Raw genomic sequence first — 11,776 nt, 5'->3', positions numbered from 1 at the left:
CTCAATAATGATTGATCTCCACCTCAGCGCATTCGCGCCAAGGTGGAGATTTTTATACGCTGTTAGAATTGACGCTTACAAATCCCCGGAGTTTGCTCCGGGGATTTTCTTGATATAAACGGGGCGCCGGATATCCGGCGCCCTGTGGCGTTATTTGGATAGATTTCAGCCTTGGGAGGCCAGCTTCAGATCCTCTACCAGCTCTGTGGCCGTTTCCAGCACGTTGGCGCCGGGCTTCAGCTTCAGCGACAGGGCCGGGGTCTCGCCTGCCGCAAGGGTCAGGCGGTACTTGTACTTCGCCAGGTTGCAGACGGACACCAGCGCCTCCGGGCGGAAGATGCCCAGGGTGAATTTCAGCACGTCCTTTTTCTGGGAGATGTCGGAAATACCGGCCTTGGCTGCGGCGGCGCGCAGCAGCGCCACGTCCAGCAGGGCCAGGACGGACTTGGGCGCCTCGCCGTAGCGGTCCAGCATCTCGTCCAGCAGGTCGGAGGCGTCGTCGTCCGTGCGGATGGCGGCGATACGGCGGTACAGGTCCATCCGCTGCTCGGCAGAGGGGACATACCGCTCCGGGATATTAGCATTGACGGTCAGGTCGGCGGAGCACTCTGTCTCGATCTGCTTTTCCTCGCCCCGCTCCTCCAAAACTGCTTCCTCCAGCAGCTTTAAATAGAGGTCGTAGCCCACGCTCATCAGATACCCGGACTGCTCCGGGCCCAGCAGGTTGCCCGCGCCCCGAATTTCCAGGTCCCGCATGGCGATCTTGAAGCCGGAGCCGAACTCTACATACTCCCGGATAGCGGAGAGCCGCTTGGCGGCGGTCTCCTGCAAAATTTTGCCCCGGCGGTAGGTGAGGTAGGCGTAGGCCCGGCGGGCGCTGCGGCCGATGCGCCCCCGGATCTGGTGGAGCTGGGCCAGGCCCATCTTGTCGGCGTCCTCGATGATGAGGGTGTTGACGTTGGGGATGTCGATGCCCGTTTCAATGATGGTGGTACAGACCAGCACGTCCGCCTCGCCGTCCACCATGGCCTGCATGACCGAGGACAGCTCCTGCTCGCCCATCTTCCCGTGGCCCGTCACGATGCGGACCTCCGGCCCCAGCATCTTCTGGATGCGGGAGGCGGTAAGGTCGATGGACTCCACCCGGTTGTGGAGGTAGTAGACCTGCCCGCCCCGGGCCAGCTCCTTGCGCATGGCGTCCTCCAGAATGGCCCAGTCGTGCTCCAGCACATAGGTCTGGACCGGCTGGCGGTCGGCGGGGGGCTCCTCGATGGTGCTCATGTCCCGCAGGCCGGACAGGGCCATGTTCAGCGTCCGGGGGATGGGGGTGGCGGACAGGGTCAGCACGTCCACCTGGCGGCTCATCTCTTTCAGCCGCTCCTTGTGGGTCACGCCGAAGCGCTGCTCCTCGTCGATGATGAGCAGCCCCAGGTCCTTGAATTCCACATTCTTCTGTAGCAGCTTGTGGGTGCCGATCAGCAGGTCCACGGCGCCCCGTTTCGCCGCGTCCAGGATGCGCTTTTGCTCTTTGGCTGTGGTGAACCGGGACAGGACCTCGATTTTCACCGGGAAGTCCTTGAACCGGCCGCAGGCGGTGGCGTAGTGCTGCTGGGCCAGGACGGTGGTGGGCACCAGAATGGCGGCCTGCTTGCCGTCCAGCACGCATTTCATCACCGCCCGGAGGGCCACCTCCGTTTTGCCGTAGCCCACGTCGCCGCAAAGCAGCCGGTCCATGGGCCGGGGCTTTTCCATGTCCTTTTTGATCTCCTCAATGGCCCGGAGCTGGTCGTCGGTCTCCGCGTAGGGGAAGGCGTCCTCAAACTCCCGCTGCCAGGGGGAGTCGGGGGAGAAGGCGAAACCGGGGCGGCGCTGCCGCTCGGCGTACAGCTGGGTCAGGCCCTTGGCAAGGTCCTTGGCCGCTTTTTTCGCCTTGGTTTTCTGCCTGGCCCACTCCGTACCGCCCAGCTTGTTCAGCTTCTGGCGCTCCTGGTCCTCACCGCCGCCGATGTACTTGCTCACCAGGTCCAGCTGGGTGACGGGGACGTACAGGCAGTCGCCCCCGGCGTAGTCGATTTTGATGTAGTCCTTTTCCACGCCATCCACCGGCATCCGCTGGATGCCCGCGAACCGGCCCACGCCGTGGTGGACGTGGACCACCAGGTCGCCGGGGGAGAGGTCGGTGTAGGACTGGATTTTCTGGCGGTTGGATTCCTTCTTCAGCTTCAGCCGCTTTTGCGTGGGGGCGGTGAGCTGGCCCTCGGTCAGCACCGCCAGCTTCAGGTACGGCCACTCGCAGCCTGCCGACAGAGCCCCCAGGGAGATGCGGACCTCCCCGGCTTTGGGCATGGCTGCGTTTTTCAGGTCCACCGCGGCGGGGATGCCCCGCTCCTCCAGCAGACGGTGGAGGTTGTGGGCCCGGCTCTCCCCGGCGCACAGCACCAGCACGGCGCTGCCGTTTGCGCGGTAATGCTCCAGGTCGGTGACGGCGGTCTCCAGACTGCCGCCGTAGGACGAGAGCTGCCGGGCGTTCATGGTCAGCAGGCCCCGGGGTTTCAGGGGATGCCGGGAGGTAGGGAGGGAGTCCGCCATGATGACGGGGAAGTCCTCCAGGGCGGCGTACAGCTCCTCACCGGAGAGCAGGAGCTTGGCGTAGTCGCCCGCCAGCAGGCCCGCTTCCAGCAGGGCCTCCGTGTCCTGCTTGTTCTGGAGCAGGGCGTTTTTTACCCGCTCGTCCACCCGGCCGCTCTCGCAGAGGAACACCACCGCGTCGCCGGGCAGATAGTGGACGCCGGCGGTGACTTTCGGGTAGACGGCGGCAAGATAGCGGTCCATGCCGCCGGGGACAGCGCCGTTTTTTAAGCGCTCGCCGTCCTCCCGTAGTCTCGCCACGGTGGTCTCGGTTTTTTGTTTCTTTGCCAGCTTGTCGGCCAGACGGAGCAGGGTCTCGCCCAGCCCCTCCAGACCGCCCTCGGCGCTGCGGGGCAGCACCTCGGCGGCGGGCAGCAGCAGGGCGGAGGTCACATTGGCCGTCCGCCGCTGGGTGGCGGGGTCAAAGGTGCCCATGGAGTCGATCTCGTCGTCAAAGAATTCGCAGCGGACGGGCTGGTCCATCAGGGGGGAGAAGACATCCAGAATGCCGCCCCGCAGGGCGAACTGGCCCACGCCCTCCACCTGGTCGCACCGGGTGTAGCCCGCCGCCAGGAGGCGGCCGGTCAGCTGCTTCAGGTCGGCCTGTCCGCCGGCCTCAAGCGTCATGGAGAGGGAGAGCAGCAGCTCCGGCGGCAGAGTCCGGGCCATCAGAGCGTCGGCGGTGGCGACGGTGACAGCCGCATCCCCGTTTGCCAGGGCGTACAGCGCCGCCAGACGGCTGCGCTCCCAGTCCCGGGAGCTGACGGCCCCGGGGCGGAACTGCCACTCCCGGCTCAGCAGCAGTACCGGCGCCTGAGCGGTGAGGGCGGCCAGGTCCGCGGTGAGCTGGCGGGCCTCCCGCTCGTCGCCGCAGACAAAGACGGCGGGGCGGCCTGTCCCCCGGGCCACGGCAGCGCCCACACAGGCCCGCTGCACCGGCTGGAGGCCGGAGACCGCCGCGGGGCAGCCGCCCCCGTCCACCCGGCGGATCAGCTCCGCCGCTTCCGGGATGGTTTGCAGTTGCTGCAGGAAGTGTTCCATAGGAGTGCCTTTCTTGTAAAAATTTGGAAGTTATTGGCGCGGCTGGGCCGCAAAATACGGCCACAGAATATCTTTATGCGGGGGAGGGGGAAAATTTGCAGGGCCGGCTCAGTTATAGTCGTTCATGGCTTTCTGGCAGCCGTATTCAATGACGCACTCCGCCGCCTGAATAGCTTTTTCAAAGCTTTCCAGGAGCACCTTCCGCTCCGCCTGAGAGGGCACGCCGATGACCCAGTCGATCATGTCGCCGCCCTCGCCGGGGGCGCCGGTGCCGATCTTGATGCGGGGGAAGTCCTGGGTGCCCAGGTGGGAGATGATGTTTTTGATGCCGTTGTGACCGCCGGCGGAGCCGGTGGGACGCACCCGGATCTTGCCCACGGGGAGGGACACGTCGTCGTAGATGACCAGCACATGGTCCGCGGGGACCTTGTAGAACTGGGCCGCCTCCCGCACTGCCTCGCCGGAGAGGTTCATATAGGTCTGGGGCTTCATCACCAGGCACTTGCATCCGGCGAAGTGCATGATGTTGAAGGCGGACTTGAATTTTACCTTATTTAATTTCACGCCCTGCTTCTCCGCCAGCAGGTCCACCGTCAAAAAACCCATGTTGTGGCGGGTGTGCTCATATTTCTGACCCGGGTTGCCGAGGCCCACGATCAGCCAGTCCACGGCGGAGGATTTGTTTCCGAACAGCATAGGAAAAGCTCCTTTTCAATGGTGACAGCCCACAAAGGCGGGAAAGAAGTCTTCCCCGCCTTTGTAAACATATATTGGAATATTGCCCGCGTTTCCTCAGCGGAACAGCTTGGAGATGGAGACCTCCTGGTAGATGCGCTCGATGGCCTCGCAGAACATGGGAGCCACGGACAGGTACTTGATCTTGTCGGATTTCGCGGGGTCAATGGCGGGAATGGTATCCAGCAGGGCCAGCTCCTGGATGGGGCTGCTGTTGAGGCGGTCAATGGCGGGGCCGGACAGCACGCCGTGAGAAGCGCAGGCGTGGACGCTCTTGGCGCCGCCGACTTCAATCAGGGCTTTGGCGGCGTTGCACAGGGAGCCGGCGGTATCCACCAGGTCGTCGAACAGGATGCAGTCCTTGTCCTTCACGTCGCCGATGACGTTCATGACCTCGCACTGGTTGGCCTTCTGGCGGCGCTTATCCACGATGGCCAGGTTCATGTGCAGCTTCTGGGCGAAGGCGCGGGCGCGGGCCACGGAGCCCACATCGGGAGAGACGACGACCATATCCTCGCAGCGGTCGCCGAACTTCTTGGCATAATAGTCAACGAAGATGGGGTTGCCGGCCAGGTTGTCCACGGGAATGTCAAAGAAGCCCTGGATCTGGTTGGCGTGCAGGTCCATGGTCAGCACGCGGTCAGCGCCGGCGGTGGTGATCATGTTGGCGACCAGCTTGGCGGTGATGGGATCGCGGGCCTTGGCCTTGCGGTCCTGACGGGCATAGCCGAAATAGGGGATGACGGCGGTGATGCGGCCGGCGGAGGCGCGCTTCAGGGCGTCGATCATAATGAGCAGCTCCATCAGGTTATTATTAACGGGGGTGCAGGTGGACTGAACTACAAACACGTCGCTGCCGCGGACAGTCTCATAGATGGAGACAAAAACTTCGCCGTCGGAAAAAGTACCGACCTCGGATTCACCCAGCTTGGTACCCATGAGACTGCAGATCTCTTCAGCCAGTTTGGGGTTAGCGTTGCCGGAAAATACTTTGATATCTTTGCCGTGAGAAATCATTCCAAACGCCCTCTTTCTGTGATTTATATGTGATTTAATATGTCAAATTGATTTGCTTTCGCCGGATGATGCCCGCTCCCGCAGAAGGGGCTCCAGTTCGTTAATGACGGCCCGGCTGTATACGGGCAGCCAGCCGGGAAGAAGCTGCGCTCCGGTGACGGAGTTGGTCATCCTGTCCTGCCAGACCTCCCGCAGCTCGCGGCCGGAGGCGGCGTAGGCAAAGCCGGGGCCCGCTTCCGCCATGGGGAGCGCGGAGCGGGGCAGCACCGCCACCTGTTCGTCGGTGTCCAGAAATGCCAGAAGATCGCTGTGCCGGTTGGAGATCACGACTTCGGCCCCTTCCGGAAAACACGCTCTGGCCTCTTCCGCGAAGCGGTCATCGCAGGCAACGAAAAACCGCTGTACGCCTTCGGCCAGCAACTGGTTGCTCATCCATGACAAGATAGGGCAAGAGAGAACGGCGTTCAGCATCAGCGGTTTGGAGTCACCCGCGGCGGGTTCTTCTTCCATAAAGAAAACAGCGCGCTGGAGGCGGATCATGGCGCTTCCCTCCCTTTGGTAAAAAATTATACACACACGGGTATTATATCAAACTTTTACCGGAAATCCAGTGTTTCCGGCGAATTTGTCCGAGAAATTTCTCTGAAATCTTTTCGCCGAACGGCTTCGTTTTTGTGGGAGGCAACGGAAATACCGGAAAAAAGAGAAATTTCGGAGTTTTTTTCAGCAAATTGCAGAAACGCGGCGGATTTGCTCGGGCTTTTCAATAAAAAACGAATTTTTTTCACACAATATGGTTGAATTTACCCAGGCAAAGGATTACAATGTAATCCATTCGTACAAAACGGGGGGATTTTGACCATGCTTCATATCGTGCTGGTGGAACCGGAGATCCCCCAGAACTGCGGGAACATTGCCCGCACCTGCGCCGCTACCGGCAGCAGCCTGCACCTCATCCGGCCTCTGGGCTTTGACATCTCCGACCGGGCGGTGAAACGGGCGGGCCTGGATTACTGGCACCTGGTGGATGTATCCGATTATGAAAATCTGGACGACTTTTTCGCCCGTCACCCGGAGGCCGCCGCAGACCTGTGGCTCACCACCACCAAGGCGCCCCGCTCCTATGAGGAGGCGGAGTTCTCGGCGGACTGCTGGCTGTTTTTCGGCAAGGAGACCGCGGGGCTGCCCCTGGCGTTACGGGAACAGTACCGGGACCGCTGCATCCGGCTGCCCATGATCTCGGAGGCCCGGAGCCTGAACCTGAGCAACACCGTGGCGGTCTGCGTCTACGAGGCATTGCGGCAGAACCATTTCCCGGGGCTGATGGGAACCGGGGAGATGGCAGAAAACTGAACTTATGATACCCGGCGCTGAGCGCCGTGAACTTATCAATTATATCTATGTATGGAGGAATTCCACATGAATTACAACAAAAAGACTGTTCGTGACGTGGATGTGGCCGGCAAAAAGGTCCTGCTGCGCTGCGATTTCAACGTCCCCCAGGACAAGGAGACCGGCGAGATCACCAGCGACAAGCGCATCGTTGCCGCCCTGCCCACCATCCGGTACCTGCTGGAGAACGGCGCGGCCGTCATCGCCTGCTCCCACCTGGGCAAGCCCGTGGCGACCTTTGAGTCCTATGTGAAGAAGCAGGTGGAAAAGGGCAAGGACGCAGCTTCCGTCAAGAAAGAGGACTGGGAGAAGTCCCTGAAGAAGCTGACCCTGGCTCCCGTCGCCAAGCGCCTGAGCGAGCTGCTGGGCCAGGAGGTCATCTTTGCACACGATGTGGTGGGCGAGGACGCCAAGACTAAGGCTGCCGCCCTGCAGCCCGGCCAGATCCTGCTGCTGGAGAATACCCGCTTTGAAAAGGGCGAGACCAAGAACGACCCCGAGCTGGCCAAGGCCATGGCTTCCATGGCGGACCTGTATGTGTCCGACGCCTTCGGCGCGGTCCACCGCGCCCACGCCTCCACTGCCGGCGTGGCCGCTTACCTGCCCGCCGTGTCCGGCTTCCTGATCCAGAAGGAGCTGGAGTTCCTGGGCGGCGCCATCGCCAACCCCAAGCGCCCCCTGGTGGCCATCCTGGGTGGCAGCAAGGTGTCCAGCAAGATCGGAGTCATCAACAACCTGCTGGAGATCGCCGACACCATCATCATTGGCGGCGGCATGGCCTACACCTTCTCCGCCGCCATGGGCGGCAAGGTGGGCAACAGCCTGCTGGAGGCCGACTGGATGGATTACTCCAAGGACATGATCGAAAAGGCCAAGGCCAAGGGCGTGAAGCTGCTGCTGCCTGTGGACACCGTCTGCGCCGACAAGTTTGCCGCCGACGCCAACAGTCAGGTGGTCAAGGCCGGCGAGATCCCCGACGGCTGGGAGGGCCTGGACATCGGCCCCGAGACGGTGGCCCTGTACTGCGACGCCGTGGCCGACGCCGGCACCGTGATCTGGAACGGCCCTATGGGTGTGTTTGAGTTCCCTGCCTTCGCCAAGGGCACCGAGGCTGTGGCCGAGGCCCTGAGCAAGACCTCCGCCATTACCATCATCGGCGGCGGCGACAGCGCGGCGGCCGTGGAGCAGCTGGGCTACGCCGACAAGATGACCCACATCTCCACCGGCGGCGGCGCCTCCCTGGAATTCCTGGAGGGCAAGGAGCTGCCGGGCGTCGCGTGCCTGCTGGACGCGGAGTGATGAAAGGCAGACGTCAGCACGGCGCATGTTTTTACAAAAAATATGACTAAATGCTTGACAATTATCCCTTTTTTCGTTATAAAATAATAGGTTTTCGTTTCGCACATCTATGGGCGTGGCCCAGAATATGACATACACATAAAAGGAGATATGTAACATGAACCGCAGATACCGCAAGACCGTCATCGCCGGTAACTGGAAGATGAACATGACCGCTACCGAGACCAAGAAGTTTGCCGAGGAGATCAAGAAGATCATGCCCCGCGCCAAGTGGTGCGAGACGTTGATCTGCGTCCCCGCCTGCAACATTTCCGCTGCTTCCAAGGCTTTCAAGGACCTGCGGATCTCCGTGGGCGCCGAGAACGTCTACTTTGAGGAGAAGGGCGCCTACACCGGCGAGGTCTCTGCTGATATGCTGAAGGATCTGGGCGTGAAGTACGTCATCGTCGGCCACAGCGAGCGCCGCCAGTACTTCTGCGAGACCGACCAGACCGTGAACAAGAAGGTCCACGCCGTTCTGAACGCCGGCATGAACCCCATCATCTGCGTGGGCGAGAGCCTGGAGCAGCGCGAGACCGGCATCACCAACGAGTGGATCGCCCTGCAGGTCAAGAGCGCCCTGTACGGCGTGCCCGCCGACAAGATGCGCCGCTGCATCATCGCCTATGAGCCCATCTGGGCCATCGGCACCGGCAAGACCGCCACTGCCGAGCAGGCCGGCGAGGTCTGCTCCAACATCCGCGCCACCATCCGCAGCCTGTACGGGGCCCGCGTTGCCCGCTCCGTCACCATCCAGTACGGCGGCTCCATGAATCCCAAGAATGCCGCTGAGCTGCTGGCCCAGCCCGACATCGACGGCGGACTTATCGGCGGCGCCGCTCTGAAGCCCGAGCAGTTCGTGGACATCATCAACGCTGCCAACCAGGAGTAATCTTTCGAGGGGGAGCAGGCTCCCCCTCGACCTCCCCCACCACCAGTGACTTCGGTCACTGGTGTCGGCGCCCAGGGCGCCTGGGTCGAGGTATTTTCGGCGGGCACATGTCCTGCCGAAAATGATTTCATGTTCTTGACTTGCCTTTGGCAAATCAACTGGGGAACCCTTGGTTCCCCCTAGTCCCCCTCCGCTGTTTGCGAATGGGGGATGGGCTTGAGCGAAACGAGGTTTTTATGAACAAAACACCGACTACCTTGATTATTATGGATGGCTTCGGCATGGCACCCGGCAGCACCGTGGGCAACGCCGTCCAGACCGCCAATACGCCCCGGCTGGACCAGTTCTTCCAGGAATTTGCCCACACGGAGCTGTCTGCCTCCGGACTGGATGTGGGCCTGCCTGACGGACAGATGGGCAACAGCGAGGTGGGCCACACCAACATCGGCGCCGGCCGGGTGGTATTCCAGGACCTGCCCCGCATCACCAAGTCCATCGCCGACGGGGACTTTTTCACCAATCCCGCCTACAACCACGCCATGGATTCCTGCAAGGAGAAGGGCACTGCCCTCCACCTGATGGGCCTGCTGAGCGACGGCGGCGTCCACTCCCACATTGAGCACCTGTTCGCCCTGCTGAAGCTGGCCAAGGACAAGGGCCTGGAGCGGGTCTATATCCATGCGTTTCTGGACGGCCGGGACGTGTCTCCCACCTCCGGCGCCGACTTTGTGGCCCGGACGGTGGAGAAGTGCCGGGAGCTGGGCGTGGGCAAGATCGCTACGGTGATGGGCCGCTATTACGCCATGGACCGCGACAAGCGCTGGGACCGGGTGGAGCAGGCCTATGACGCCATGGTCTACGGCGAGAGCGCCGTGTTCAATCCCGTGCCTGTGGCCGCCGTGAAGGATTCCTACGCCGCCGGCGTCACCGACGAGTTCGTGGAGCCTGTGGTGTGCGACACCGAGGGTACCATCTCCGACAACGACAGCGTCATTTTCTTCAACTACCGGCCTGACCGTGCCCGGGAGATCACCCGGACCCTGGTGGACCCGGATTTTGACGGCTTTACCCGCCAGTATTTCCCCGTCACGTTCGTGTGCAACACGGAGTACGACGCCACCATGCCCAATGTGGAGGTGGCCTTCCCCCGCAATACCGTTCGCAACGGCCTGGGCGAGTACCTCAGTCAGATGGGCATGACCCAGCTGCGTATCGCCGAGACGGAGAAGTACGCCCATGTGACCTTCTTCTTCAACGGCGGCAGCGAGACGGTGTTCCCCGGCGAGGACCGGGTGCTGGTGGCCTCCCCCAAGGTGGCGACCTACGACCTCCAGCCGGAGATGAGCGCCGTGGAAGTAGCCGACAAGTGCGTGGAGCGCATCGAGTCCGGCGCCTATGACGTCATCATCCTGAACTTCGCCAACTGCGACATGGTGGGCCACACCGGTGTGTTTGACGCCGCGGTGAAGGCCGTGGAGACCGTGGACGCGTGCGTCGGCCGGGTGGTGGACGCCACGCTGAAGATGGGCGGCATCGCCATGATCACCGCCGACCACGGCAACGCCGAGCAGATGGTGGAGCCCGACGGCTCTCCCATGACCGCCCACACCACAAACCCCGTGCCCTTTATCCTCTGCGGCGCCGGGACGGAGCTGCGGACCGGCGGCCGCCTGGCGGACATCGCGCCTACCATCCTGGATGTGATGGGCCTGGCCTGCCCCGAGGAAATGGACGGGAAGACTTTGATCGTAAAATAACTTCCCTGAAAAGCGGCGCAAACGCGCCGCTTTTTTTGTATAAGCCGAGGAAAAGATGTCCATACTTCCCTTGAACCCAAAATGCAAGGGAGGAAATTTTACATGGACAAGAAAAAGTGGGAGGCGCTGCGGGGCAGCGCCGGGTTTTATATCACGCTGGCGGTGTGCCTGCTGGTGGTGGGCGTCAGCGGATGGGCGCTGCTGTCCGGCCGGGGAGAAGAGCCTGCCATCGTGGAGGAGGACCCTGTACCGGAGGTGTCCGCGCCCGCGCCGGAGGTGACGGAGCCGGAACCGGAGGTGGTGGAGACGGTCGAGCCGGAACCGATAGAAGTGGAGACGGCCCCCATGCCGGAGGTGGAGGTGGACGACACGCCGGTGGTGGCCCAGGCGCCCCGGCTGGTGGTCTCGCCCCTGAACGGCCAGGTGCTGACGGCGTTTTCCGTGGACAGGCTGGTCTATGACGTGACCATGGACGACTGGCGCATCCATGACGGCGTGGATATTTCCGCCAAGCCCGGCACCACCGTGCTGGCCGCCTGCTCCGGCACCGTCCTGGCCGTGGAGGACGACCCCATGATGGGGACCACCGTCACCATCAGCCATGACGGAGGCTACCAGACCACCTACGCCAACCTCCAGGCGCAGCCCACGGTGGAGGAGGGAGACACGGTGTCCGCCGGACAGATCATCGGCGCCGTGGGGACCACCGCCAAAGCGGAGTCCGGCCAGAGCCCGCACCTTCATTTTTCCGTTACAAAGGACGGCGACGCCGTTGACCCGGACGCGTTTCTGAACCGATGAGAAGACCGGCACACGCCCCAAATGGGGGCGCGTGCCGGTTTTTTCGCCGCCAGCACTTTACATTTGACAAAAATGATTGTAAAATGTTAACAAACCGTTAAAATTTTGCGGACAGCCGTTTAACGGTGAATTTTGAGGGGAAAGGAGAGCGCAGACCGGGAAACTCTTCAATGTG

At 62.2% G+C, this 11,776-nt stretch carries 9 protein-coding genes; 5 read left to right on the top strand and 4 right to left on the bottom strand.

Going from position 1 to position 11,776, the window contains the following annotated elements:
* Positions 1-165: 165 nt before the first annotated feature.
* From mfd to JQM68_RS07535, 4 genes are all read right to left on the bottom strand, one after another.
* Entirely contained in the window at positions 166-3,669 is a 3,504-nt protein-coding gene (gene mfd, locus JQM68_RS07550) for a transcription-repair coupling factor (RefSeq protein WP_235222393.1), read from the bottom strand.
* Between the two features lie 108 nt (positions 3,670-3,777).
* Positions 3,778-4,365 (bottom strand): aminoacyl-tRNA hydrolase, encoded by a 588-nt coding sequence (gene pth / locus JQM68_RS07545; protein ID WP_235222392.1) that lies wholly within the window; start codon positions 4,363-4,365, stop codon positions 3,778-3,780.
* A gap of 96 nt (positions 4,366-4,461) precedes the next feature.
* Complete coding sequence (locus tag JQM68_RS07540) at positions 4,462-5,421, bottom strand: ribose-phosphate pyrophosphokinase (RefSeq protein ID WP_235222391.1); 960 nt, start codon at positions 5,419-5,421, stop codon at positions 4,462-4,464.
* Positions 5,422-5,463: 42 nt separating this feature from the next.
* Positions 5,464-5,961 (bottom strand): hypothetical protein, encoded by a 498-nt coding sequence (locus tag JQM68_RS07535; RefSeq protein ID WP_235222390.1) that lies wholly within the window; start codon positions 5,959-5,961, stop codon positions 5,464-5,466.
* Between the two features lie 321 nt (positions 5,962-6,282).
* Here JQM68_RS07535 and JQM68_RS07530 point away from each other — a divergent pair, with 321 nt between their 5' ends.
* The 5 genes from JQM68_RS07530 (at position 6,283) to JQM68_RS13750 (ending at position 11,601) form a co-directional block, all read left to right on the top strand.
* Positions 6,283-6,774 carry a tRNA (cytidine(34)-2'-O)-methyltransferase gene (locus JQM68_RS07530; protein WP_235222389.1) on the top strand — a complete coding sequence of 164 codons (492 nt, stop codon included), beginning with the start codon at positions 6,283-6,285 and terminating at the stop codon, positions 6,772-6,774.
* A 66-nt stretch (positions 6,775-6,840) separates the two neighbouring features.
* On the top strand, positions 6,841-8,112 hold the full coding sequence (locus JQM68_RS07525; RefSeq protein WP_235222388.1) for a phosphoglycerate kinase: 1,272 nt from the start codon (positions 6,841-6,843) through the stop codon (positions 8,110-8,112).
* 157 nt (positions 8,113-8,269) lie between these two features.
* The gene (tpiA, locus tag JQM68_RS07520) at positions 8,270-9,043 is read left to right on the top strand and encodes a triose-phosphate isomerase (protein ID WP_235222387.1); all 774 of its coding nucleotides are present in this window, start codon (positions 8,270-8,272) and stop codon (positions 9,041-9,043) included.
* A gap of 236 nt (positions 9,044-9,279) precedes the next feature.
* A complete protein-coding gene (gene gpmI / locus JQM68_RS07515; RefSeq protein WP_235222386.1) occupies positions 9,280-10,800 on the top strand; it encodes a 2,3-bisphosphoglycerate-independent phosphoglycerate mutase in 1,521 nt (506 codons plus the stop codon).
* A 102-nt stretch (positions 10,801-10,902) separates the two neighbouring features.
* Complete coding sequence (locus JQM68_RS13750; protein ID WP_268821439.1) at positions 10,903-11,601, top strand: peptidoglycan DD-metalloendopeptidase family protein; 699 nt, start codon at positions 10,903-10,905, stop codon at positions 11,599-11,601.
* The last annotated feature ends 175 nt before the right edge of the window (positions 11,602-11,776 follow it).

Origin of the sequence: Oscillibacter valericigenes (assembly GCF_021531435.1) — a bacterium.
Taxonomy (GTDB): Bacteria; Bacillota; Clostridia; order Oscillospirales; family Oscillospiraceae; genus Oscillibacter; species Oscillibacter valericigenes_B.
Note: the sequence above shows the minus strand (reverse complement) of the source record. Positions and strands in the feature narration are given on the sequence as shown.